Origin of the sequence: Dokdonella sp. (assembly GCF_035703485.1) — a bacterium.
GTDB lineage: Bacteria > Pseudomonadota > Gammaproteobacteria > Xanthomonadales > Rhodanobacteraceae > Dokdonella.
In genome coordinates this window covers 1-25473 of sequence record NZ_DASSYD010000022.1, presented here as the reverse complement: position 1 = coordinate 25473, position 25473 = coordinate 1, and the positions used below count along the sequence as shown (strand labels likewise).

Genomic DNA, 25473 nt, shown 5'->3' with positions numbered 1-25473 from the left:
CAAAGTTTCGCCAAGTTGACGGCAGGCGCATCGGGCTGAGCCAGAGAGGACTTTGCCAAGAGCTCATCCACAGACTTATCCACAGGCTCTGTGGATAAGGGCTTTTCCCTAAGCAGGCCAGTTACTTGTAGCTCATATCTCGGTTGGTACTGAAGAAGTGCCGGCAAGTTGATGGAACCGCCTTGGCGCGCCGCGGTTACACTCTGCCCATGCCGCGCATAGTTCGTGTGGCGGTCCCCGTGCCGCTGCCCCGATTGTTCGATTATCGCCTTGCCGACGGGTCCTCGATGCCGTCCGTCGGTTGTCGCGTGCGCGTGCCTTTTTCCGGGCGGGATCTTGTTGGAATCGTGCTCGCCTGCGATTCGCGGAGCGACCTGGCCGACGACCAGCTCAAGCCGGTTTCCGAAATTCTCGATGCGCAGCCACTGTTGACCAGCGAGCTGATCGCGACCCTGGAATGGGCTTCGCGCTATTACCAGCATGGTGTGGGCGAAGTCTTTGATACGGCGCTGCCAGCCTTGCTGCGCGGCGGGCGCGAACTGCCTCAGGCTGGTGTTGCCGGAATCGCTCTCAGCCCAACGGGCCGGCAAGAATGCGCACAAACGCCGCCGCGCGCCGGCACGCGCGTTCGTGCCCTGGTCGAATGCCTTGAGGCGGGCTCAGTGGCGACGGCGGCACTGGATCAGAATTTGCCTGGGTGGCGCGCAAGCGCGCGCAGCCTGCGCAGCCGTGGCTGGTTGGAGGATGTTCGACTGCAGGGAGCCATTGTCGGGGATTGTCCGGTCGCGGCGCCGGCCTTGAACGAGGAACAGCAGGCGGCTGTCGACGCCGTCGTCAGCGGCGTTGGCGGGTTCGCCCCGTTTCTGCTCGATGGTGTCACCGGCAGTGGCAAGACCGAGGTCTATCTGGCTGCGATTGGCGAAGTCATCGCCAGAGGCCAGCAGGCATTGGTGCTGGTCCCCGAAATCGCCCTGACCCCACAAACCACGCGGCGCTTCCGCGAGCGTCTCGGATTCGATATCGCGATCCTGCACTCGGGTTTGTCGGAGCGCGAACGCGGCGTCGCCTGGCTGTCCGCTGCACGTGGCGAAGCCCGTGTGGTGCTCGGGACGCGCTCGGCGATTTTTGTGCCATTGCCGAAGCCGGGTCTGATCGTGGTCGATGAAGAGCACGATATTTCCTACAAGCAACAGGATGGATTTCGTTATCACGCGCGGGATCTGGCCGTGTTTCGGGCGCGGTCACTCGGTGTGCCACTGGTGCTGGGTTCGGCGACGCCATCACTGGAAAGCCTGGCCAATGCACAATCAAGGCGCTATCGATTGTTGCGCCTTTCGCGCCGCGCCGGCGTGGCCAGGCCGCCATCGCTTGAGATCATGGATTTGCGCAACAAGCGTCTTGATCAGGGCTTGGCAATTTCATCGCTCAGCGCCATCGAAGCCTGCGTCGGGCGTGGCGAACAGGCTCTGGTGTTTCGCAATCGCCGTGGCTACGCGCCGGTGCTGTTTTGTCATGCCTGTGGCTGGAGCGCCGAATGTCAGCGCTGCGATCGGCCGCTGACCCTGCACCGCGGCGTGGCGCGTCTGCGCTGCCATCATTGTGGATCCGAGGCGCGCGTGCCGGCGACCTGCCCGGCCTGTGCGAGCACGACATTGGCGCCGCAGGGGCAGGGCACCGAACGCCTGGAAGAGGTGCTGCAGCAGCGCTTTCCCGGCACGCCCGTAGTGCGTGTGGATCGCGACAGCACACGGAGTCGCTCGGGGCGGGAAGAGGTTCTGGAGCGGCTCGATGTGCCCGGGCCGCGCATTCTCGTCGGCACCCAGATGCTGGCCAAGGGCCACGATCTGGCCAATCTGACCCTGGTTGTCGTCACCGGTGTTGATCAGGGCCTCTACAGCGTCGATTTTCGTGCCGGTGAACGGCTTGGCCAGTTGATCGTGCAGGTTTCCGGACGTGCCGGGCGTGCCGAACGTCCGGGTGCGGTGATCTTGCAGACCCATCATCCCGAGCATCCGCTGCTACACGCCTTGATTGGCGGAGGCTATGCTGCGCTGGCCCGTGGCTTGCTCAATGAGCGACGTCAGGCAGGATTGCCGCCGTTCGCGACATTCTCGTTGTTGCGTGCGGAAGCCAGAGAGCAGGCCGATGTCACGGCCTTTCTGAAAATCGCCGTCGAATTCGCGCGCGCCTCGGCACCGGACATCACAGCCCATGGTCCGTTGCCCGCACCGATGCCGCGGCGAGCCGGCTACCAGCGCAGTCAGGTCCTGATCGAATCCATCGAACGCAGCACGATGCAGGCCTTCCTGCCCGAGTGGCTCGGTCAACTGCGTAAACGCAAGGAAGCGCGAAAGGTCCGCTGGTCAATCGATGTCGACCCGGTGGAGATGGGATAAAGCGACGGGATTTGGGATTCGGGATCGGGGATTCGCAAGAGCGACTCCCCAAATTCGTCCAGATTTTCGCCTTACCGTTGCTCTTGGCTTTGGCTTTTACGAATCCCGAATCCCGAATCTCGAATCCCGACCGTCAAGCAAACAACGCGCGCATCTTCTTCATCGCGTTGGCTTCGACCTGGCGGATGCGTTCGGCGGATACGCCGTACTCGTCAGCCAGTTCCTGCAAGGTGGCCTTTCCTTCATCGACCAGCCAGCGGCGCTGAATGATGTCGCGTGAGCGGTCATCAAGCTTGCTCAGGCCACTATGCAGCGTATCCAGCGAGGCCTCTTCCTCGGACTCGGATTCGACGGTCATGTAGGGGTCGTCGTTCTGTGGATCCTCAAGGAACATCACTGGCGATGGGCGTGCGTCCTCGTCATCACTGACTGGTGCATCGAAAGCGATATCGCGGCCACTCAGACGTGATTCCATTTCGAGCACGGTGGCGGCTGGAACGCCCAGCTCGCGGGCGACCGTGTTGACCTCCTCATGGTTCATCCAGCCGAGGCGCTTCTTCGACTTGCGCAGATTGAAGAACAGCTTGCGCTGGGCCTTGGTCGTGGCGACCTTGACGATGCGCCAGTTGCGCAGGATGAACTCGTGCATCTCGGCGCGAATCCAGTGCACGGCGAACGAAACCAGACGCACGCCATGATCGGGATCGAAGCGTTTTACCGCCTTCATCAAGCCGATATTGCCTTCCTGGATCAGGTCGGCGATCTGCAGACCATAGCCCGAATAACCACGTGCAACGTGAACCACGAAGCGCAGATGCGACATGACCATCTTGCGCGCGGATTCAACATTTTCGTTGTCGTGATAGTCACGCGCCAGAGCCTGCTCGTCTTCCGGGGTCAACATCGGAACCTGATGGACGGCGGAAATATACGCATCCAGACTTCCCAACGGGCTTGGAACCGGAAAATTCGCGGAAATTACGGCATTGGTCATGTAAATGTCCTCATTACTTGCGCCAAATTTTAGCACTCTCCTAGTAAGAGTGCTAAAAGCGGCGGGAGTTCCCGGATGGATATCGGGGAACCGGAAATAACTGAACCGACCGGTATAGTAGCCTAAATCCCATTAACGCGCAGTAAGCAGACCACCAAAACGACGTGAAATATCCGTGGACCAGGCCTCGCTGTGGTCCTCGTGGGGCTTCTGGCCAGCCGATTCAGGGCAGGCTCCAGTCGACCGGACTCCGTCCGTGCTCTTCAAGGTAGCGATTGCTCTTCGAAAAGTGGGCGCAGCCGAGAAAGCCGCGATGAGCGGACAACGGTGAGGGGTGCGGTGCTTTCAGGACAAAATGCCGCTTGCTGTCGATCAGACGCCCCTTGGCTTGCGCGTGACTCCCCCAGAGCAGGAATACCAGGTTTTCACGTTCGCGATTGAGCGCCTCGATGCAGGCGTCGGTCAGGATCTCCCAACCCTTGTCCTTGTGCGAACCGGCGAGACCGTGCTCGACCGTCAGCGCATTGTTGAGCAGGAGCACGCCCTGGCGGGCCCAGAATGTCAGGCAGCCATGGGTGGGGCGTGGCAGATCCAGATCCCGCGAGATTTCCTTGAAAATATTGAGCAGTGATGGTGGCACGGCCACGCCTGGGGCCACCGAAAAGCACAAGCCATGCGCCTGTCCGGGACCGTGGTACGGGTCCTGGCCGAGAATGACGACCTTGACCTCATCGAACGGTGTCGTATCGAGAGCCGCGAAAATCTGCGATCCCGGTGGATAGATTTGCTTGCCTGCAGCTTTCTCGGCGCGCAGGAAATCAGAAAGCTCTTGCATCTGCGCAGATTCAAATACCCCGGCGAGGCGGCTCTTCCACGACGCCTCAAGTTTCAAACGATCCTCGCTCATGACTCGGCGGCGCTGACCCTGGCACGCATGTGCCGCCCGACGCGCAATTGAAACAGCAGCTTGGTCACGAGCAGGCGCTCGTCGATCGGCTTTTCAACCAGATCATTTGCGCCGGCGCCGAGCAAGGCCGCCTGATTGTCCGGGTTGTCGTCACCGGTCATGACGATCACCGGCAAATGACCCTTGCCATAACCCAGTTGGTGACGGATGCGTTCAAGCAGATCGCCTCCGGTCAGTTCACCTTTCAGATTGACGTCGGTAAGAACGATGTCAGCACCGATCCGATCCATCGATTGAGCGGTTTCGAGCATGGCCAGGGCATCTTCGACGCTGATCACGTGGAGTACGGTCAGGCCATGTTTTTCGAGCATGCGCCGGGTTGCCAGAGCGACCACGCGACTGTCCTCGACGTAGAGCACTTCGCCGGGTGTCGATTCGGTTGGCTGCACATAGCCACGGATAAACTCGGCCAGCGCCTGGAAGCCCAGCGACTTGTCAAAATAATCGGTGACATCTTCGGTCAGCGAGCGCGTGACCAGTCGCTCCTGCACATCACCAGAAACGACGACGATGGGCATGTAGGCCTGCGGTGAATTCTCGCGGATCTGGCGGGCGAGTTCGAGACCATCCATGTCCGGCAAGCGCAAGGCCGTGGTGACAAAATCGACCACACCCTCGGAAAGCTGCGCCATTGCCTCGGCACCCGATTCGCAAGCGAGCACGGTAACTCCGGGCAAGTTGCTTTTCAGCATCTGCTCGATTAGTCGCCTGACCACGCGCGACCCGTCGACGACCAGCACCCGCGGTTCATCGGAGGAAAGGTGGTGAGTCAGGGTGGATTTTTTACTCAACGTTGCGGTCGTCCGGCAAATAGGTGGCGGGTACTGACAATCCAGGCGCCGAGCCAGCCAAGCAAGGCACTGGCGGAAATTACCATCATTGCAACACACCAGCCGAAACCATGCAGGCTGAAACGGTTTTGATAGCTGGCCATCAGGTCGAGCAGGGGCGCGCGCACGACCAGTTCGACGATACCGACAGCGAGGACGGCGAGAATCCCGCCGAGCACGCCATACCAGAGGCCTGCATAGAGAAACGGGCGACGCACGAAACCATCACTTGCGCCCATCAGCTGGACAACCGCGATCTCTTCGCCGCGGGTCTGGATATCCATGCGCACGGTGTTGCCGACGACCAGCAAGGTGGCCAGTCCCAGCAGCACGGTCAGGCTGAGCATGGCGCGTTCACCGAAGCCGAGGATCGCTGAAAGCCGCTTTCGCCACTCGGCGTCGTACTGGACCATGTCGACGCGGGGGTCGGATCGAAGCTCGGCCAGCAATGGTGGTTCGAGTGTGCTCTCCAGCCGTTGCGGGGTGACCACGATCACGCTCGGTAGCGGATTGTCTTCGAGCACGTCCAGGGCTTCGGAAAACCCGGAAAGCTGACGAAATTCGGTCAGTCCCTGTTCGGGCGTGCGCAAGCTGGTCGCGGCCACATCAGCGCGCTTGCCGAGTTCCTCGGAGAACTTCTGCGCGGCTTCGATGCTCTGCGATGTTTTCAGGAAGACGGTGAAATCGCGCGCCTCGCGCAAACCGCCTGAAAGCGAGCGCGCATTGTCGAGCATCACAAACAACAGCAGTGGCAGGGCCAGGGCGATGCCCATGACCAAAACCGTCAACGCGGTCGACCAGGGCCGTATCAGCAGGCGGCGCAAGCTGGCCTGAAAACTCTGTCGATGCTGGCGCGTCCAGGCACTCCAGCGCGCACCCAGTGAGCGTCGTTCGCGCGGCAGACTCTGGTTCGCAACAGGTGCGCCGCGAAGTCGGTTCGAGGGCTTGCGTGACCTCGCCATCAGCTGACCTGCGGCCTGAAGTCATCGATCAACTGACCGTGATCGAGAACCAGCACGCGCTTGCCAAGATGCCGGATCAGGTGCAGATCGTGACTGGCGATCAGCACCGTGGTGCCGACGCGCTGGAACTCGGCGAACAGATTCATGATCTCGACCGAGAGCTGCGGATCGAGATTGCCAGTCGGTTCGTCGGCGATGATCAGCGGTGGTTTGCCGACCAGGGCCCGGGCGATGCCGACACGTTGCTGTTCGCCGGTCGACAAGGTGGCCGGAGCGGATTTTTCCTTGTCCAGCAGGCCAACCTTGTCCAGTGAGGCGCGCACGCGTCTGGCAGTTTCCTCAGTCCCGGCCCCGATGATCGACAATGGCAAGGCGACATTGTCGAAGACACTGCGATCCATCAGCAGCCGGTGATTCTGAAAGACCATGCCGATGCCGCGTCGAACCTGCGGCACGGCCCGCTGGCGCACGCGCGCCAACGGCGCACCGTTGACCACAATCTCGCCACGCGTCGGCCGCTCGATCAGTCCAAGCAACTTGAGCAGCGTGGTCTTGCCCGCCCCTGAATGCCCGGTCACGAAAACCATCTCGCCCGCAGTGACCTCGAAACTGAGCCCGTTCAAGGCCTCATGGCCCCCGACATAGCGCTTGCTGACGTTGTCGAATTGAATCATGGGGAGCGGGAGTGGGGAGTGGGAAGTGGAAGTGGGAAAAGCGAAAAGCGAAAAGCGGTTGATGGAGCGTTCGGTTGCCTGGGATTGTAGAGACTCGGAAGTGTTCCGGCCCACCAGGCCTTTCCTGCTCCCCACTCCCCACTCCCGCTATCGGCTACTTGACCATCTGATTCAAATCAAAGATCGGCAGCAAGATGGCGAGGACGATGAACAGGACCATCGCGCCGACCAGCAGGATAACCGCCGGGCCGAGTGTTGCCGAGAGTACGCCGAGCCAGCGATCGAGATCGCGTTGCTGCTGGGTGGCGGCTTCTTCGAGCATGCGTGGCAATTCGCCGGAGCGTTCGCCACTGGCAATCAGGCGCAGCGCAACCGGCGGAAACTGTTTGCTCTCCGCCAGTGCGCGGGCAAAGCCGCTGCCTTCGCGAACCTTGAAGGCGGCACGTCGCAGTGATTCGCGCATCGGCAGGTTCGGCACTACCTGGGCAGCGATTGCCAGGGCGTCGAGCAAGGGTACGGCGGAACCGGCGAGCAGGGCCAGGGTGCGCGCGGCACGTGCCGTGTTCGCGGCGCGTGTCAGCCGGCCGACCAAGGGCAGGCGCAGCAGCAAGCGATGCCAGCGGTAGCGGATCGCCTCGCGACGCAAGGCCAGGCGGATGCCGAGGACCACGACCACGATGGCAATGACCAACAGCCAGGCCCAGTGGCGCAGAAATTCAGACATCCCCATCAACAGCCGCGTTGCAAACGGCAGGGTCTGCTGCATGTTCTCGAATACGCTGATGATTTGCGGTACCACCCAGGTCAGCAGACCGGCAACGACGGCAATTGCGACAACGCTCAGCAGCAGCGGATAGGTCAGCGCGGCGAGCAGGGTCTGGCGCAAGGCATCACGTGCTTCGGCGTAGTCGGCGAGCTTGTCGAGGACGCGAGCGAGATGACCGGACTGCTCACCTGCGGCCACCGTGGCACGAAAGATTTCCGGAAAACTGTCCGGAAAGTCAGCCATGGCCTGGGCCAGACTGGCGCCTTCCATGACCCGTGAACGCAACGCCACGGTCAGGGTGCGCTGACGTTCGTTGTCATCCTGCTCCGAGAGCGCGGCAAGTGCTTCATCAATTGGCAGATCGGCACCGATCAGGGTCGATAGCTGTCGTGTCAGCATGGCCAACTGGGTTGCCGACAGGCCGCGCCTGGAAAACGGCGATGCGCCTTTCTGATCCTCGGCCACCTCGTCGACCGCCAGCGGATTGAGTCCGCGTTCACGCAGAATCGTACGCACGGCACGTGCGGTATCGCCTTGCAATACGCCACGCTGGGTCTTGCCGTTGTTGTCGAGGGCCTGGTAGGCGAATGCCGGCACGTTGTTTCCGTTGGTTCAGGGCTCGCGGTCATCGCGAGACGGGATCGTCAGTGGTAGAGAATATAGGCCAAAGTCGCCAGCCAACCGACCGTCGCACTCAACAGGACCGGATCACGCACCACGAGTCGGCTCGGATCACCGCCCGCGCCGCGGCGGAAGACCAGGAAAATGTAGCGCAATATGCCGAGGACAACCCATGGGGTTGACAGCACCAGGGCGCGATTTCCGTGGCGGGCCATCACCTCGGGAGAGATGGCATAGAACACGTAGGCGACGAGGATGGCGCCGGCAAGGCCAGCCAGAACGCGCTCAATACCGGTCACGCTGTATCGGGCTGCGCCACGTGCGGACGCATCCGAGACATGGACCAGATCGCCGTGACGCTTGCCGAGCGCGAGCATCAGCGCAAGCACGAATCCCATCAGCAGAATCCACGGCGTCAGCGGCACCATCGCGGCGAGGCCGCCGACGATGATGCGCAAGGCGAAGCCGCTGGCGACAATCGACACATCGAGCCAGGCAATGCGCTTGAGGCCGAGTGAATAGGCGAGTTGGACAACCAGATAAAGCACAAAGACGGCCGCAATCCGAAGATCGATTGTTGCTGCAAGGATCAGGGCGAGGATGCAAAGAATCGCCGAGAATGCCAGCGCCGATGCGGGTGCGATGTCGCCGCGCGCGACCGGGCGCGTGCGCTTGTCCGGGTGCAGGCGGTCGCGCGCCGCATCGCGCGTATCGTTGAACGCGTACACCGACGACGCAGCCAGGCAAAACGCAACTGTCGCCAGCACGGCACCGCGGAAGGCGATCGGATCGAACATGGCCTGGGCAAAGAACAGTGGCAACAGCACGAAGCCATTCTTGATCCACTGTCCGGGTCTGGCCAGCTCGATGAAGTTGCCGATTCGGGCCATGCTCAATGCTTCTTTTCGTCGGCCCCGGAATTGGCTGGTGCTTCGAAACCATTGCGCGAAAGGGTGTCGGCGGCTTCTGGTGCTGGTCGTTTGCCGGGACGTGACCAGTTTGCCCAGCCAAAGGCGCCTTCGGATTTTGCTTGCTTCACGTCGAGCTTGAGCCCACCGAATGCATCGCGGCCGCTGATCGGATCACTGGCATAGATGCTGACGAATTTTGCGATCTTGCCGTCGGCGAATCGGGGAATCGGGATGCCGAAAGTCGAGCTGTTGGCGTGCAGAGTCATCGTGTCCAGCGGGTTCCCGTCATCATCAAGCCAGCTCAGATCAACATTGCCGCTGAAATCGCGCTGCGGAAGGGCAATCAGCAGGGTCGGGTTCCAGCGGTCAGCGCTGAGCTGGGCTCGCGCCTTGTCTCGCGGCCGCTCAAGCACTACCGCGGGATCGCCCAGCAGGTTGTACATTTCCACCAGGGTGCGGTCATCGATGCTCTTCTTGGCGCGCACAATGGCTTCTCCAATCGTGGCACCCGGAACCAGCAGTTCCTTGACCAGGTTCTCGCTGAACATGGTTGAGGGCGCATTGCGCCAGGAGGCGGCAAATACCGCGATCGCTCCCTTGTCCGCTTCACGCAGGAAGCGCTCTCCGATCGAGTCTTCAGTTGGATTGTCGAACGGTGCCGAATAGCAGGTCATCGACAAAATCATCGGCAGGTGATCGCCATTGTCGAGCTCGCTGACATCATCAAGGGTGAAAAGGTCGTGATTCTTGCGCAGGTCAGGTGGTCCGGTGCGCCAGATGTAACGACCGCCATGGCCGATGAAGTGGACCAGCAACTGGCCGCTGTTGAGACCGTCCTTGATGGCACTCTGGTGAGCCAGGTTGTCGGCCTCTTCCGGGCTTGCGTAGATCTTGTCCGCAAGGAACCCCTGTTTGCGTATGGTTCCGGCAATCTGGTCCGAGGCTTTCTTGAAATAAGACGATTCGTCGGTAATGAACATGACGTCGCGACGCCAACTGCCGGGGCGAGGTTGGCTCATGTAATTGATTGTCTTGTTGACGATGGCGCTGACTTCGGCCGGTTCGACGACGGGGAATCGACCCACTGCGATAACCGGGTGGTAGTCGTCGCCATCGACGGCAGCAAACCAGTTGTCGCTGGCCGACTGACCTTCCGCGGATGGGTATTGCCAGGTCGGAATCAGGTTGCGATTGCCCATGCGCTTGGCATCGCTGTCATACGAAGTCGCCGGGATGCCGGAAAAATGACCCGGCACCAGTTCCTGCGGATTGTTTGCGAATTTGGCATAGGCCAGATCGTTGTAGGTTTCATGGCGAATATCGAAGCTGGCGTCGCCAACCAGCAACAGGAAGCGCGGATGGGGTTGTGGCCAGTTTTCCAACGCATTGGCGACCAGGTTGCGCACGGCCTGGGGATGGGTGATGCCGTGGTTGAATTCGTCGTAGACATCGGCGATGTCGATCACCGCCACTTTCATGCCGCGCTTTTCATGGAACTCGGCCAGCGGACGCACGGCGTCGATGAGGCTGGCATGGCTGACGATCAGGTAGTCGTAACCCTGCGCAGGTGAGCGCCAGTTGACGTTGCTTGTTGCCCTCAGCGATTGCGGACTGGCAAATGTCGTTGCCGGATACAAGGTGACGCCCGCGTGTGCCGATGCGTAGTGCGGGCGATTCGCGCTTGATGTCGCTGGTACCCGGCGCACGCCGTCGTCGCCATACAGTGCCGGCGCATCGCCAGTGCCCAGCCAGTTCATCTCGAATGATTGTTTGCTGTCGTCGGCAGTCTGGAACGGCAGCGATCCGGCTTCGAGGCGGTGGTCGATCGGATAGTCAATCTCGATCCAGTTGAACATGACCACATCGACGGCTGTCCGGGTCTTGTCCCAGCGCAGTGTGCGCTTGGGTATGGAAAGCACCAACTGGTTGGATGCCTCCTTGAGCATGCGGGTCGGGATCGACAAGGATTGCGCGAACTCGTCGCGACCGCTCCATGAAATCTGCTGGATCAACTGTCCATTGACGCGGACTTCGACAAGATGATCATCCGGCCGGTTGTCGCGCTCCGCGTAGGGCACGATGAGGTTGGAGATGCCGCGAAAATTCATGCGCACGGCGACATTGGCAGCGCGCTTGTCCAGTTCCGGCAAATCGAATTCAGTGGAAAACGGCGCGGGGTCGGCCTGGGTCAATTTCACCCAATGCCAGACATCAGGCTCCTCACCGGGCTTCTGCTGGTTCTGGTCGAGGCGGATCATCATGTTTTCCTGCTCGAGATGCAGGGAGCGAACCAGGCTCGCCGAGCCACGCTCGGAGTCAGGCAGTTGATCGCGCATGCGCGCATGCGCTCCACTCGATGCAGAAAGCACGTAAGTATTGGTGATGCTGTAGTTGTTGAACCAGCTCATCGGGCCGTGAAGCTGCTGGCCGATCCATTCAATGTGGTCGCCCGGGCCAAATTGACCGTCATTTCCGTCGACGACCCGAATCGGCACCTCGACTCCCTTGTTGGTCAGGCTCAGATCCGCACTGGCGCAATTGGCGAGTTCGGGCTGGTGGGCAAGAATGTCGGCCTGGGCCAGCGAATAGAGGCCCGAGTGCTCGATCCTGATATCCAGGCTGCCCTGGCATGCGAGCGCCAAGCCGGGAACCAGCAGGATCGAGAGCAGGCAAGAACGGGCTAACAGGAAGCGGGATCTCAAAACCAACATCATCATCAGGTGCCGGAAAATAATCGGCTAGTGTACTTGGATGTCACGCACAAGCGCAGCCGATGGGCAGAAGCGTTCACAAACACGGGAATCCCTGCCGAGTCAAAACAAGTGGATTTTATGGCGCAGCAAGTGCGCAAGGGAACTCTCGCGAGGCACTGCGCCAAGTCAGCAGGTTGGCAACGTACTTTCAAATCTTGATTGGCTGTTGGGTGGCGCGCTTTCCCGACAATTGTGGCAAGCCGAGATATCCGGGACTATGCGCGCGACTTGCGATAGAGTTGTCGGTCAATCGAGTTATTCCAGCCATGAACGGGGTTTCAGGCTGCACAAGGATGATTGGAGGCGGTAATCGAGGAGCATTCCGCCAAAAGCGCTCGTTGCTTGAGTCTCAACCACAACATTTCGGGGTAATTTCAATGAAAAATGTAAGCACCGTGTTCACAAGACTGGCCTGCTTCAGTCGCGCCGCGCTTTTGACTTTTCTGGCCATTGCCGCCGTCACCGTGAGTTCCATCCGGGCCGAAGCGGCGGTTGTCTGCTCAAATCTTCCTGCCGCGCTCGATATTCCGAATACATTCGACGGCCTCTATATCAATTTTGTCACCGGCACTAGCGGAACCACGAGCGGCGCGGTTCCAGGTTGGGATAGCAATATCTGGTCAAGCAGCGGAAGCATGAAGTTCTTCGCGAGCACCAGTGCGGCGAACGCAAGTGCGGTGGTTGGAAGCGCTGGCGAGGCCAGTCTGCTCGCTCCCGGGACGATGATCGATTCGTCGTCGGCTGTTCTGACTGGCGTCTTGAATGCAGCCGCGTTTGAGGTTGGCGTGACCAACGGTTACGTTGGATTTGCCTTCAACAACGAAGGGACTTCGACAACAAACTACGGTTGGGCATCACTGACAACGACGAGTGGCGGCGGCTTCCCGGCCACGCTCAATCAGTATTGCTACGACGACAGCGGTGCCGGCATCATGGCCGGGACAACGCCGGTCTCGCTGCAGAGCTACTCGATCGATTGATGCCGATCCGCAGGCGGTAACCAATCGGCTGTCGTTTGAATGAAAAAAGGCAGGCTTTCGAGCCTGCCTTTTTCTTTTGCCAGGCGCCAGGAAATCTTGCGCCAGGATCAGTCCCTTGGCGACTTACTTGATCGCACCGGGAACCAGCGATTGCCAGCGGTTGCGCGGTTTGGCCGGCACGGAAATGTTGCTGCTCGAAGATCCGCCTGCGGACTCTTCCGGCTTTGCGGAATCGGTATCAAGTGTGTCGCTCAGCAAGGGTTGATCCTGGCTGGTCGTTACATTGCGCCATTTCGGCCGAATCCTTGTCCGGGTTTCAACACTGGCGATATCAGCTTCTGCCGTCAGCGGTTCGTCGGCGCGCGTCTGGCTGCTGTCGGCGGCTTGTTCGTTTTCAGCCGAGTAGCCACGAGCGTCCATGGAGACTTCGCCAGCTTGCGCGGCGACTGCAAACAGCAGGGCAACAAGACCGATCACGCCAAGGCTGGTAATTCGTGGGCTCATATCGACATCTTCGGATTGTTGCGCAGTTCGGTTTCTGCGAAGAACGAATCATTCGTTGATCCGCTTGCGAAGTCCAGCAGCCGCTTGTCCGGGGTTGTCCCGGACGAGGAATGCGCTACTGGCCCGAAAGTCATAGCAGCTATCATGCCACATCAAGAAAACCCATTGGAATCAATGAATTGATAATTTTCTGTTATATGGTTTGACTGTCCGATGGACGCTTGCGGACAGTCGCGGACAGTCATGTGTCCGTAAACAGGGATGGGGCTGTCGGCGGTTGAAACAAGTCAGCGTTGCGCTGCAGCGCAGCGCGACCAGATTGACTGTTGCTGGCTAGACTCCAACTCACCCCGCCATAGCCAATCCACGGATGAAATCCAGAAACCACGTGCATATCGACGCTCGGGTGCTCAAGCACGCGCTCATGGCCGGCATAAACCGGGTTCTTGCCGAGCGTGACCTGCTCAACCGGATCAACGTGTTTCCGGTGCCTGATGGTGATACCGGCAGCAATCTCGGTTTTACCTTGATCACGGTTCGCGACGGCTTGAAATCCTTGCGAGGACGCCACGTCGGCAGTTTGTTCGAACGCCTGGCCAGCGAGGCCATCGACGCTGCGCGCGGCAATTCAGGGGCGATTCTTGCCCAGTTCCTGCAAGGGTTGAGTGAGCATCTGGTGGGCCATTCCCGGCTTGCGGTTGGTACTCTGGCCGATGCCGCGAGCCTCGGTGCCAGCCAGGCCCGGCTGGCGATTGCCGAGCCGCGCGAGGGCACGATGCTTTCAGTGATCAGCGCGTTCGCCAGTGCCCTGCGGCTGGCCTGCGATCAGGGCGCCGAAGATTTGCGGGTCGCCTTTTCGCGCGCGCTCGCGGCCAGTCGGGAAGCGCTGGCGAATACACCCAATCAACTGCCCGTGTTGCGCAGGGCCGGCGTGGTTGATGCCGGTGCGCAGGGGTTTCTGAACTTGCTGGAGGGCATTGACGATTACATCGTGCGCGGGCGCTCGGCAATGCAGGGCACGACAGAAGCGCATGCCGCGCTCGACGGCGTGATGGTCAGCGCGGAGATCGAGGCGGACGCGACGCATCGCTGGTGCAGCGAATGCGTTCTGTCGGCGCGATCGATCGATCGCGCCGCAGTGCGCGAGGCGCTCGATCGGCTCGATGGGTCGAGTCTGGTCATTGCCGGCACCCGGGAAAAGCTGCGCGTGCACATGCATGTCGATGAACCGGCGTTGTTGTTCGATACCCTGGCGCAATTCGGCGATGTGCGCTCATGCAAGGCCGACGACATGCAGGCCCAGCAGCGCGCTGCGCATACGCAGGGCGAGGTGGTTGTGGTGATCGATTCGGCGGCCGACATTCCCGCCGATGCGCTGGAAACGCTGCCCCTGCATGTGGTTCCGGTGCGTATCAATGTCGGGCCACGCGATTTCCTCGACAAGGTTTCGCTATCAGCCGATGCGTTCTACGAGCTGTTGCGCACCAGCGAACATCCGGTGCGCACTTCGCAGCCGCCAGCAGGCGATTTCCGGCGCTTGTTTGAGTTTCTTCTCAGTCATCATGAAGAGGTCGTCTATGTCGGTGTGTCGCGGGCAATCTCGGGCACCTTGCAGGCCGGCGAAGCGGCCAGCGCTGCACTCGGTGGTCGCGTCCGCGTCATCGATTCGCAAAATGTTTCAGGTGGTCAGGGCTTGCTGGCCTTGCACGCTGCCGAGCGCGCATTTGAAGGTGCGGACGCTGCGACGATCACGACTGAATTGATCGAGCTGCGCGAACACACCCGCACATTCGCCTATGCGCGCGATCTGACCTCGGCTGTGCGCGGCGGCCGAATCCCGGCCTGGGCGTTACCGATCACGCGGTGGCTCAGTCTCGTGCCCATGGTCCGGATAGGTGGTGGCGATGGACGCATGCACATCGTTGGCGTCGGTCGCGATCATCGCGAATTTGCCAACCGCTTCGTGACCAGGATCCTGCGTTCCTTTGACCGCGAGTCAACCTGGCGAGCCCAGGTCATGCATTGCGACAATCCTCGGGAAGGTGCTGCCGTGCGTCAGGCCTTGCTCGATCAACGGCCGGAAATTGCCTGTTCCGAACTGCTTGAGGCCGGCAGTGCGATCGGAGCCCATGCCGGACCCGGTGCCATCGTGGTTGCAATAATGCCGAAACGTGCCCCTGATGCCATCATCCGCTGAGCGCGAACGACGCGATTTTTGGGGAAGATGATGGCGATCCTGTTGGTCAAGGTGGTGATTGGCTGGTTGCTAGGCTCATTGTCGGGCAGTCTTCTGCTCGGTCGACTGCGTGGCCTCGATATTCGCCAGTCCGGTAGTGGCAATGCCGGCGGCACCAACGCCTTGCGAGTCGCTGGCTGGCGATTTGCCTTGCTCGTGGTTCTGATCGATGTTGGCAAAGGCGTACTCGCGGCGTTGCTCGGCCTGTGGTCACCCGCTGTTTTCGCGGCGCCGCCGCTCGCTGTCGATGCGCAGATCCAGGCCGTCGCCTGTTCGTTCGCCGCCGTGATCGGTCATTGCTGGCCGGTGTTTTTCGGTTTCCGTGGTGGCAAGGGTGCCGCCACGGTCGTCGGTGCGGTACTGGTTCTGGCGCCGCTGCTGGCGTTGTTGATGTTCGCAGTCTGGTTGCTCGTCGTTTCGATCACCCGCTACGTCGGCCTGGCAACCGTGCTGGCCGCCATCAGCTTTCCGATGTGCGTGCTCGGTGCGGGCTGGTTTGGTGTTCCGTTTTCGTGGCCTCTGCTGGCTTTCTCCTTGGCCGTCGCCGCCCTCATCGTGTTTACCCATCGCAGCAATCTCAAGCGTCTCTGGCATCATCAGGAGCCACGTATCCGAATGGGTGAAAGGACGTGAGCATCGCTGCGCGTGAATTGCTGATGGCGCTGGCCGCAGGACCGGCCATATCAGGCAATGATCTGGCTCGACAATTCGGCGTAACCCGTGCCGCAATCTGGAAGCAGGTGGAAAACCTGCGTGCATTCGGTGCGCCGATCGTCGCTCAAGGGCGGCAAGGCTACCGGCTGAGTGCTCCGCTCGATTTGCTCGATGCCGATGCGATTCGGCTCAGCGCGAACATGCATTCGGCACGGAAAATCTGTCCGCTTGAAGTGCACTGGCAGATTGATTCGACCAATAGCGCACTGCTGCGCCGCGCCCAGGCGGGCGATACTCAAACGGCAGCCTGCTTCGCCGAAATGCAGAGTGCGGGTCGCGGCCGTCGCGGTCGCGGCTGGCATACGCCACTGGGCGGCGGACTCGCATTCTCCATTCTGCATCGCTTCAATTCGAGCATGGCGTCGTTGGCGGGGTTGAGTCTGGCTGTCGGTGTGGGCGTCGTGCGTGCACTTGCCGACCTTGGCTTTGCCGGGCCCGGCCTGAAGTGGCCCAACGATATCCAGATCGACGGGAGCAAACTCGCAGGCATCCTGATCGAACTTGGTGGCGATGCCCTCGGGCCTTGTCACGCGGTGATCGGCATTGGCCTCAACGTCCGGCTGGATGCGCATTCCGACGACCATATCAATCAGCCCTGGACCGATTTGACATCACTGTCTGACGGACCGCTTCCGCCCCGCAATCAGATCGCCGCAAACGTGTTGTGTCGTGTGCTTGACGTGCTCGATGAATTCGCCAGCCACGGCTTTCCTTCGTTTGCCAGCGAATATTCCCGCTACGATGTGTTGCACGGGCGCCCGATCAGCATCTTCGACGGACGAGAGCGGCGCGCGGCCGTGGCAGCAGGGGTAGACCAGGTTGGAAATTTGCGCGCATGCGCAGCGGACGGGGAGTTTCTGGTGGATAGTGGTGAAGTCAGTGTGCGCGCGACCGATGGAGCGTCGGCATGAAATTGCTTGTCGATTTTGGCAATACGCGACTGAAATGGGCGATCTGGAAAGATGCCAAGCACAGCATGGGTGGCGTATTCGCCCACGCCGATACATCGCTTGAAGCCGCGTTGAGCAGCAACTGGGCGGCCCTGGGCCAGCCCGAAGCGATCCTTGTCGCAAGCGTGGTCAATGCCGAACTCGAGCAGCAGTTGAGCGAACTGATCAAGGTCCACTTTGACTGCGAGGCCGAATTCGTTCGCAGTCCGGCCGCGGCGATCGGCATCCGCAACGCCTACGCCGAACCGGCGCGGCTCGGTGTCGATCGGTTTCTCGGCCTTGCTGCCCTGCACGCATCAGCGCAGCGCGCGCAGATCCTGGTCAGTTGCGGGACCGCACTCACACTCGATGCCATCGACGCTGAAGGCCGTCATCTCGGTGGCCTGATCGCACCGTCGCCGGCCTTGATGCGCAGCGCCGTCGGCAGCGGCACGGCGCGAGTCGGTGAGGAGCACGGAGAGCTGGTCGAGATCGCCACCTGTACCGCTGATGCGGTCTGGTCTGGCAGTGTGCTTTCCGCGGTCGCCTTGATTGAACGATTCCACGCCACGGTGGTTGCCAGGCTTGGCGCGCCCGTCGCCGTGGTCGGGGATGGTGGCGGCCTCGAAGAGTGGATGCATTTGCTGCCGAATATCGAGCGTGGCCGGGATCTGGTCGTGCGCGGCTTGGCCCTCTGGTCGGAGAGTGGCGGGCGATAGTTCACCGTGAACGACGTCGCGCTTGCGGGCTTGGGCTAGAATTAGCGCCCCGCGAGCCCTTTCCCGCTATCCACACCGAGCCCGGATGTTCCCCAGAGTTCTGTTCCTGCTGCTGCTGGCCCTGAATATCGGCGGCGCCTGCTGGATTGCTTTCGCACCCCAGGCTGTCGAGGATGTGCGTCCGGCCAGCGATCCGGGTGTGGCCGAGCTGGTCCTGCTGTCCGAACGTGATGGATTGCACACCGCCGCAAGCAAGTCGGCGCAGAGCAATGAAAGTGGCACGCGATCCAACACTGGCGATGTTTGTCACTCGATCGGCCCATTCCAGACCCAGTCGGACATGCGCGCAACACTCAATTCTCTAACGCCGCTGGTTCGGCGCATCCAGTATCGCGATGAACGCGCCACGCAATCACGCGGTTACTGGGTATTTCTGGCCGCCCTGAACTCACGCGAGGAAGCGCTTGGCGTTGCCCGGCGTCTGTCGGCGCAAGGTGTTCGCGATTACTACGTAGTCACCGCTGGCGAGCAGCTCAACACGATTTCACTGGGGTTGTTCCGGGAGAAATCCAATGCGGAGCGACGCCTCGCCGACATCGCCGCGATGGGTTTTGAGCCGCAACTGATCCAGCGTACCGAGGAACTGCCGGTCTACTGGATCGACTACGCCAGCGATTCCGCGAGCACGTTCGACTGGCGCTCCCACGTTGCCAACGCCAATGGTCTTGAACAGCGCACGGTTGATTGTTTCTGAGCCCCGCTCGGACGACCAGACCCGATACGTGCCGCGGCAGTGCGGCACCCGGAAAGTTCCTTGCATTGGTATTTCATGCCGACTGAACTAGAATGCGCGCCCCAACGCCGGCATAGCTCAGTTGGTAGAGCAACCGCCTTGTAAGCGGTAGGTCCCCAGTTCGAATCCGGGTGCCGGCACCATTTGCTGCAAATTCGTGATCATGGATGCGTCGCAGACGCAATCTCCGGGTTCGCGACCAGGTCGCAGCGGCTATTCCTTCTGAATGCTATCGATCACGGCCTTGTCATCGACTGTGCCGGGGACTTCGCTGCTTTGCCATTCGAAGGATTCGGCGGGATAGAGGCAATCGTCGTTGTCGCAGTCTTCAAGGTCGTCTTCGGCGCAGATGCCTTCTTCTTCGCAGGCGTCGTAGCCGGGTGTTTCCCGGATCAGCTCGGGATGGCTGGCGATGAATTGTTCGCCGGATGCTTCGGCGGCGGCGATGCGCGAGGGCGTGCTCGGGTGGCTGGACAGGTAGGCAATATCGCGGTCACCTGATTTTGCAGCGCCGTGATGCTCATCAAGATTGCGCATGGCGGCGGCAAACCAGGCAGGCGAAGTGTTGTGTGCGGCGAGGGTGCTGAAAGCGAATTGATCGGCCTCTTCTTCGAAGCCGCGCGAATAATGGCTTTGCAGCAGGAAGGTCGGGATACCGATGACGATCGCGCTGGCCGAGCTGACGTCGCCGGTGAACAATGCTGCGATAACCAATACGAATGAGCTGCGCAGGGTCTGCCGCAGCGCATGGCGATGTTGTTGGTGGCCGAGTTCATGGGCGACTACGGCATCGAACTCGCGGTCATCGTCGAACAAGGTGACCAGTTGGTCGGTGATGACGATCGTGCCGCCGGGAATGGCCAGTGCGTTCGGCCCGATGCCGGGCGCGTTGCGAAAGGCCAGTCGATAGTTTTCGTTGCCAGGCAATTCGGATGAGAGTCTGGCGAAGCGTGCCGATAGCCCGGTTTTGCGCGAGGGATCCAGCGTGCTGGGGGAAAATCCGAAAAAGCGATCCAGTTGACCAAGTACTTCGTCGCCGAGGCGCGTTTCGACACTTGGCGGAACCTGCGCGGCAATGCGGTCAGCGAGCCACGGCACGCCCCAGGCAAAGGTGAAAATGGCCATGGCCAGACAGACCACGATCGACGCAGCGACCGCATGGGCGTGACGCTCGAGGCGATCGACGATGCGCTGCAATCGATCCTCGGCCGGAAACCAGCGGTCGAGCAATTCGTGATCGCTGGCGAAGATGCGTGCGCCATCGCTGAATGCGATCGTGCGCGTGGTCCGGGCGAGACGCGATGAGATGCGCAGCGACGAGATTGGGTCACTGCGATCAATATTGTCGCCGATGACGCGAACAGTCGATGCATCGACGCGCTGCACTTCGACATCATGCTGGCGGCTGGTCAGGCCGTCGAAATAGCTAGCCTTGAACGCATTCACCAGCCGATGTCGATGTCGAACAGACCATCCACCTCCGCAGCGGTTGCATCAACGCCGAACGAGCGCTCGGCGACCATGTTGTTGAAGTCATCGCTGGCCAGCAGGCTCAGGCAATCGGCGCGGTACTGGGCCAGGCGCACCATCGCCCAGGGGATCAGCAAGCCGACACTGAGCAGGATGGCGATGGTGTTGCTGGCGTAGATCCAGAGCAGCTTCTGGCCCTTCAGTGTCGAGTGGAAGCGGCGGCCATCAATTTCGATATGCCGGTAGATCAGGTTGGCAATGGCGGCGGCGAGAAAGGCGAGGACGATGAAATAGCCGAGATACATGAATGCCGTCATGCCAATGACGAGCCAGTCGGCAGGCGCCTCACCACTGCGCACCGAAGCACTGGCCATGATTACGCCAAACATGAGCATGCTGAACACGAACATCCACGCCGTAATGGCACCCCAGGCAATCAGGTAGGGCGGATAGAACTGGCCCGGATTGAGCAGAAACTTGAACCAGTTTCCACCAAAGCGGTGGTTTTCGACGATGAAGGCCTTTTGTTTGCCTTTGACCCAGGGATAGAGCAAGCCGAGTGTGAGAATCAGCGGGATACCGAGAATCAGAAAGCGGATATAGGCTTCGCCGTAATCCGGAATAAAGCGAAAATTGAGGCCACGCCACGACGAGTAGCGCGCACGAAAGGCGGCGCCACGGACGATCAACCAGGGGGTCAACACAGCGATGAACAGGGCCAGACCCAGTTGCAGGCCAATGCTGTACTGACCGGCCAGGATGTAGGCGGAAAACAGGGTGACTGCGATGATCCGGCCTTTCAGGATCGGCAGCGGCTTGGCGGTGTATTCGAACGGCATGCCGGCGAGCCGGGTGCTGGCGTAGAAATACCGTTGGGTGCGCACCTTGGCCCAGGCCGAGAAGATGCCGAGGCTGAGGATGGTCAGGGCAAGGTTGACGATCCAGATGCGGAAATATTCGCCGGCGCGGCCATCAAAAATGAAACGATGCTCGAAGACTGGCGGCGCACTCGCGGGTCGCGACCCGTCCGGGACAGGGGGCTCCGGCGGCGGCAATACGGCCGGCACCGCGACAAGTTGTTCTTCCATGTGATTCCCTTGCTGACCGCAACGCCAGCGCGCACAAAGTGTACGCGATCCGGGTGGAACTCAGAAAGCTTCGAATCCGCCGTCGGTCACACCTTGCCGAGAATCAGGTCCGCTGCGCGCTCGGCGATCATGATAGTCGGCGCATTGGTGTTGCCGCTGGGCAGATCCGGCATCACCGAAGCATCGACGACGCGCAGCCCGGCAATTCCGTGTACCTTGAGTTCGCTGTCGACAACCGCGTCGTCATCGCCGCCCATGCGGCAGGTGCCGACCGGGTGGTAGACGGTTTCCGCCTTGCGTCGGATGAAAGCTTCGACGGCCGCATCATCATTGATGTCGGTGCCGGGGAATATTTCCGCACCACGATATTGGTCGAAGGGAGCCTGGCCGAGAATCCTGTGCGACACACGCGCAGCCTCGATCATCATCTTCAGATCATGGCCCTCGGTATCGCTGAGATAGTTCGCATGGATCGCCACCGGTTGCCGGGCGTCATTCGACTTGAGCCGCAGCGAGCCGCGTGATTTCGGATGCAGCACGCAGGCGTGCAAGGTGTAACCGTTGCCTTCGAGGCGGTGGCGGCCGTGATCGTCGAGCAGCGCCGGGACGAAATGAAACTGCAGATCGCAGCGCTCGTCTTCGGCATGCGTCGAGCGCAGGAAGCCGCCGGATTCGGCGATGTTCGAGGTGCCGATGCCGCTGCGCTTGAACAGGAATTCAAGACCGACCGCGATATCGTTGACCTTGTCGTAGGTGATCGCCTCGGTGCAATGGGTCAGCGTGCAGATATCCAGATGATCCTGCAAGTTGGCGCCGACGCCGGCCAGATCCTGGCGCACGCCGATATCGTGTTCGCGCAGGTGATCAGCCGGACCGATCCCGGACACCATCAGGAGTTGTGGCGAGTTGAGCGCGCCACCCGAAAGGATGACTTCACCCGCTTCGGCGCGCTTGAGTTGGCCGTGGTGACGATAGTCGACGCCGATCACTCGCGACCCGGAAAACAGCAGGTGCTGGACCTCGGCACGAGTGCGGATGGTGAGATTCGATCGATCCCGCGCCTGACGCAGGAACGAGGCTGCGGTCGAGCAGCGCGCGCCGTCTTTCTGGGTGACCTGATAAAAGCCGAAACCTTCCTGTCCGGATCCGTTGAAATCATCGTTCAGCGTGTAGCCGGCCGCTACCGATGCATCGAGGAAGACTTGTGAGAGCGGATTGCGATGCTTCAGATCCGATACGCTCAAGGGGCCCTGGTCGCCGTGCAGGGCATCGGCACCGCGTGTGTTGTTTTCCGATCGCTTGAAATAGCCCAGCACGTTGTCCCAGGCCCAGCGTGGATCGTCGGTCTTGCGCGCCCAGTCGTCGTAGTCGGCGGCGACGCCACGGATGTAGCACATCGCATTGATCGAGCTGGAACCGCCAAGCACCTTGCCGCGTGGCCACCACAGTCGACGTCCGTCGAGATTCGGCTCCGGTTCGGTGGTGTAGTTCCAGTTGTGGCGCGGACTTTCAGCGAGCTTGCCGATACCGGCTGGCATGTGGATGAACGGATGCCAGTCGCGACCGCCGGCTTCGAGCAGCAGCACACGAGTTGCCGGATTCGCGCTAAGCCGGTTGGCCAGCACGCAGCCGGCAGACCCGGCGCCGACAATCACGTAATCGTAGGTCATTGCTTGCAACACTCGCGAGAACGGTCCATGACCCTAAACGGCAGAAATAGAGCACATGCTCCAACAGCAGCTCTCTCCCTCAGTCGATGATCGAAACCTCGTCGCCGATTCGGAGCATGCCGGTACCGCGCGGAATCAGGTTCTGGCCAAACATGACGCCCTTGTCCGTGCGTCGATAGGAAATCAGTGTGCGCAACGGCTCACCGGCGGAATCAGGGATTCCGGTCTCGGGGTCCACCAATGTCAGCACGCAGCGCGCGCAGGGCTTGACCACATCGAAACGAACCGCGCCGATCCGGATTGAACGCCAGGTATCTTCGGCATGAGCGGACGTGTTGCTGACGACCAGACTTGGCCGAAAGCGCAGCATCGGCACCGGCGCATCAAGGCGGCCATTGAGCTCATCCAGCGCCGCTTGCGAAATCAGCAGTATCGGAAAACCATCGGCAAAACTGACCTGGTCGCCCGCTTGCGCATAGTCAGGATCGACCGGGCGTACGCATTCATCGGCCATGTAGACGAAGCGCGCCGGTATGCCGAGATAGTTGCTGATCCAGGTATCCGCCTGCGCTTCCGCCGCCCGTGCACTGACCTGATCCTTCCAGATCGCGACCGATGTTTGCGCCGAATGCACTGGCGGCGTCAGGCGCAGTGCCGGCATGCCGGGCGCATCGAGTGCCAGCCCGTCGTCGCGTGGAACCGCATGGATCAAGACCAGCCGCGGATGCTTGCGCGCAGTGATGAACTGGCCGTCGGCGTCGACAATCATCCAGCGACGGTCACCGCGCAGACCGCGTGCTTCGACAAATGCCTGATCCGACGCCAGTGGTGCGCAGGACTTGATCGGGTAGATGTAAGCGGCTGACAGCGTTGGCATCGACGCATTATATCGAGACACCCCCCGCGAACGCGCCGAAATGACCGGCGTGCTCAAGGCTCTGCGATTGTGCGTGCGGCCGGCAGCTTGCGTTGTTCGCGCCATAAGTTGAGGGCACTGAAGCCGAAGCCGCAGGCGATCACCATGCCGGCACCGAACACGGCGGCACTGCCAAATGCCGACACAAACTTGTGCGCCCACACGAACGTCAGATCGCCGCCGCGATAGACCACCGTGTCGATTGCCGCACCTGCCTTGTACCGCCACTCCCGTTCAACCTGGGTGTAGATCGTCTCCCGTGCCGGCTTGTTGAGGCTGAACTCGCTGCTGCGCGTGACAATCTGCACGATGGCGACGAGAACCGGCAGCGGAAGTGCGGCGAGGACGGCATATCCCAGGAAAATCGCCAGCGGTGGCAGCAGCAGGGCGGGCCTGATTCCGAATCGCGACAATAGCCATCGCGTCACAAACATCTGCACGAACAAGGTCAGCGCATTGATCGCCAGATCGATGTTGGCGTAGTAGGCGGTCGCGGCCTGCGCATCCGGATAGAACTTGCGCACGATCGCTGCCTGCTCGTTGTATAGCAGCGTGCCGACGCCGACACCGAGAACGACAGTCGCAGCCATCCAGCGCAACAGCGGTTCGCGCATGATCAGGGTCAATCCGGCAAGCACTCCACCACCCATCGGTGTCTCGCCGTTGCGTTTGCCACGCGCCTGCTCGCGGGCTACCGCCCAGTGCCGCAGGCGCATCTGACAACCCAGGCACACGAGCAGAAACGAGGCGGCGACCAGCATCAGGTTGGCGATGCCGATTCGCTCCACCAGCATGCGTGTCAGCAGGGGACCGAGGAACGCACCCAGGGTTCCGGCCGCGCCAATGTAGCCGTAGTAGGCGCGTGCTTCGACGTTGTCGAACACGTCGGCCATGAAGCTCCAGAACACGGCGACGGCAAACAGATTGAACACCGCAATCCATAAAAAGAAGGCCATGCCACGTCCGGGCATGCCGCTGTCGAAAGCGAGGTAGAAAAGCAGCAGGGTGACGATGAAGAACCCGTAAACGGCGGGCAGGAATACGCGGCGTGGATAGCGACTGACCAGTGCGCCATAGGCAGGCTGGAGCAGGAGCATGATCAGAAATGTGCAGGTGAACAGGACCTGCAGGGTGAACGCACCCATCGACAGGCCATTCCGCGTGAACAGTTCGATCATCCAGGCCGGAAACACCGCCTGCACATCGGCAGATGCCCCCATGGCTTCGCGAACGGGCCGCAGCACGTAGTAGCCGCTGAGCAGGCAGAAAAAGTAAAGAAATGCCCAAAGTAGAGGTGGTGATTCCCGCAATGCGGCGCGAAAACGGCCTACGCTGACGCCCGAACTTTCGGCGAGATTCATCCTGCGTCCACTGTGGGTGTTGCGCTCATCGGCTCACGTTAACGGGCTGACACACTTGCCGCAATCCAGGGCAACGCTGATCAAGTGGCGCAACCGTCATGGCATTCAGAAGGTTCGCCGGTCGTGCTGCGTGGCGAAGTGAAGGCTGGTTGCCTTGACGAGCCGCGCGGTGCGGCTGGCGGACCTTCTGGATGCCACCTGTTTCAACAAAAACAATCG

At 60.9% G+C, this 25473-nt stretch carries 22 protein-coding genes and 1 tRNA gene; 8 read left to right on the top strand and 15 right to left on the bottom strand.

Annotated elements, in window-relative coordinates; translation table 11 throughout:
* The first annotated feature begins 209 nt into the window (after positions 1–209).
* On the top strand, positions 210–2396 hold the full coding sequence (locus tag VFN25_RS01935) for a primosomal protein N' (protein ID WP_325138243.1): 2187 nt from the start codon (positions 210–212) through the stop codon (positions 2394–2396).
* Between the two features lie 133 nt (positions 2397–2529).
* Here VFN25_RS01935 and rpoH read toward each other — a convergent pair whose 3' ends face one another.
* The 8 genes from rpoH to VFN25_RS01895 all read right to left on the bottom strand — a co-directional run bounded on the left by rpoH (position 2530) and on the right by VFN25_RS01895 (position 11838).
* The gene (gene rpoH / locus VFN25_RS01930) at positions 2530–3390 is read right to left on the bottom strand and encodes an RNA polymerase sigma factor RpoH (RefSeq protein ID WP_325138241.1); all 861 of its coding nucleotides are present in this window, start codon (positions 3388–3390) and stop codon (positions 2530–2532) included.
* Between the two features lie 223 nt (positions 3391–3613).
* Positions 3614–4297: a uracil-DNA glycosylase gene (gene ung / locus VFN25_RS01925; protein ID WP_325138240.1), complete on the bottom strand. Its 684-nt coding sequence runs from the start codon at positions 4295–4297 to the stop codon at positions 3614–3616.
* Complete coding sequence (locus VFN25_RS01920) at positions 4294–5148, bottom strand: response regulator (RefSeq protein WP_325138239.1); 855 nt, start codon at positions 5146–5148, stop codon at positions 4294–4296. The genes ung and VFN25_RS01920 overlap by 4 nt, the downstream gene beginning before the upstream one ends.
* Positions 5145–6149, bottom strand: a complete 1005-nt coding sequence (ftsX, locus tag VFN25_RS01915; protein WP_325138236.1) for a permease-like cell division protein FtsX — start codon at positions 6147–6149, stop codon at positions 5145–5147. Before ftsX ends, VFN25_RS01920 begins: the two co-directional genes overlap by 4 nt.
* Positions 6149–6823, bottom strand: coding sequence for a cell division ATP-binding protein FtsE (gene ftsE / locus VFN25_RS01910; RefSeq protein ID WP_325138234.1), 675 nt, complete (start codon positions 6821–6823; stop codon positions 6149–6151). The genes ftsX and ftsE overlap by 1 nt, the downstream gene beginning before the upstream one ends.
* Before the next feature lie 154 nt (positions 6824–6977).
* Positions 6978–8186, bottom strand: coding sequence for a type II secretion system inner membrane protein GspF (gspF, locus tag VFN25_RS01905; RefSeq protein ID WP_325138232.1), 1209 nt, complete (start codon positions 8184–8186; stop codon positions 6978–6980).
* 47 nt (positions 8187–8233) lie between these two features.
* Complete coding sequence (locus VFN25_RS01900) at positions 8234–9100, bottom strand: UbiA prenyltransferase family protein (RefSeq protein WP_325138292.1); 867 nt, start codon at positions 9098–9100, stop codon at positions 8234–8236.
* Between the two features lie 2 nt (positions 9101–9102).
* Positions 9103–11838, bottom strand: coding sequence for a C25 family cysteine peptidase (locus VFN25_RS01895; RefSeq protein WP_325138230.1), 2736 nt, complete (start codon positions 11836–11838; stop codon positions 9103–9105).
* 413 nt (positions 11839–12251) lie between these two features.
* Here VFN25_RS01895 and VFN25_RS01890 point away from each other — a divergent pair, with 413 nt between their 5' ends.
* A complete protein-coding gene (locus VFN25_RS01890) occupies positions 12252–12854 on the top strand; it encodes a hypothetical protein (protein ID WP_325138228.1) in 603 nt (200 codons plus the stop codon).
* Positions 12855–12977: 123 nt separating this feature from the next.
* Here the strand turns inward: VFN25_RS01890 and VFN25_RS01885 are convergent, their stop codons facing one another.
* Positions 12978–13358, bottom strand: a complete 381-nt coding sequence (locus tag VFN25_RS01885; protein ID WP_325138226.1) for a hypothetical protein — start codon at positions 13356–13358, stop codon at positions 12978–12980.
* Between the two features lie 370 nt (positions 13359–13728).
* Here VFN25_RS01885 and VFN25_RS01880 point away from each other — a divergent pair, with 370 nt between their 5' ends.
* The 6 genes from VFN25_RS01880 to VFN25_RS01855 all read left to right on the top strand — a co-directional run bounded on the left by VFN25_RS01880 (position 13729) and on the right by VFN25_RS01855 (position 18892).
* Positions 13729–15555, top strand: a complete 1827-nt coding sequence (locus tag VFN25_RS01880) for a DegV family protein (RefSeq protein ID WP_325138224.1) — start codon at positions 13729–13731, stop codon at positions 15553–15555.
* A 27-nt stretch (positions 15556–15582) separates the two neighbouring features.
* Positions 15583–16227, top strand: a complete 645-nt coding sequence (gene plsY / locus VFN25_RS01875) for a glycerol-3-phosphate 1-O-acyltransferase PlsY (RefSeq protein ID WP_325138222.1) — start codon at positions 15583–15585, stop codon at positions 16225–16227.
* Complete coding sequence (locus tag VFN25_RS01870; protein ID WP_325138219.1) at positions 16224–17219, top strand: biotin--[acetyl-CoA-carboxylase] ligase; 996 nt, start codon at positions 16224–16226, stop codon at positions 17217–17219. The genes plsY and VFN25_RS01870 overlap by 4 nt, the downstream gene beginning before the upstream one ends.
* Positions 17216–17956 carry a type III pantothenate kinase gene (locus tag VFN25_RS01865; RefSeq protein ID WP_325138217.1) on the top strand — a complete coding sequence of 247 codons (741 nt, stop codon included), beginning with the start codon at positions 17216–17218 and terminating at the stop codon, positions 17954–17956. The genes VFN25_RS01870 and VFN25_RS01865 overlap by 4 nt, the downstream gene beginning before the upstream one ends.
* Positions 17957–18041: 85 nt before the next feature.
* Positions 18042–18710 carry an SPOR domain-containing protein gene (locus VFN25_RS01860; RefSeq protein ID WP_325138215.1) on the top strand — a complete coding sequence of 223 codons (669 nt, stop codon included), beginning with the start codon at positions 18042–18044 and terminating at the stop codon, positions 18708–18710.
* 106 nt (positions 18711–18816) lie between these two features.
* A tRNA-Thr gene (locus tag VFN25_RS01855) sits at positions 18817–18892 on the top strand.
* Positions 18893–18962: 70 nt separating this feature from the next.
* On the opposite strand, the gene VFN25_RS01850 is transcribed toward VFN25_RS01855, so the two are convergent.
* The 6 genes from VFN25_RS01850 to VFN25_RS01825 form a co-directional block, all read right to left on the bottom strand.
* Positions 18963–20195: a M48 family metallopeptidase gene (locus VFN25_RS01850; RefSeq protein ID WP_325138213.1), complete on the bottom strand. Its 1233-nt coding sequence runs from the start codon at positions 20193–20195 to the stop codon at positions 18963–18965.
* Entirely contained in the window at positions 20192–21307 is a 1116-nt protein-coding gene (locus VFN25_RS01845; RefSeq protein ID WP_325138211.1) for a YjgN family protein, read from the bottom strand. The genes VFN25_RS01850 and VFN25_RS01845 overlap by 4 nt, the downstream gene beginning before the upstream one ends.
* 86 nt (positions 21308–21393) lie before the next feature.
* On the bottom strand, positions 21394–22977 hold the full coding sequence (locus VFN25_RS01840) for a choline dehydrogenase (RefSeq protein ID WP_325138209.1): 1584 nt from the start codon (positions 22975–22977) through the stop codon (positions 21394–21396).
* 79 nt (positions 22978–23056) lie between these two features.
* Positions 23057–23854 carry an MOSC domain-containing protein gene (locus VFN25_RS01835; RefSeq protein ID WP_325138206.1) on the bottom strand — a complete coding sequence of 266 codons (798 nt, stop codon included), beginning with the start codon at positions 23852–23854 and terminating at the stop codon, positions 23057–23059.
* Positions 23855–23907: 53 nt separating this feature from the next.
* The gene (locus tag VFN25_RS01830; protein ID WP_325138204.1) at positions 23908–25254 is read right to left on the bottom strand and encodes an NTP/NDP exchange transporter; all 1347 of its coding nucleotides are present in this window, start codon (positions 25252–25254) and stop codon (positions 23908–23910) included.
* A gap of 25 nt (positions 25255–25279) precedes the next feature.
* Positions 25280–25473: hypothetical protein (locus VFN25_RS01825; RefSeq protein WP_325138202.1), on the bottom strand; the 194-nt coding region annotated here is incomplete at its 5' end.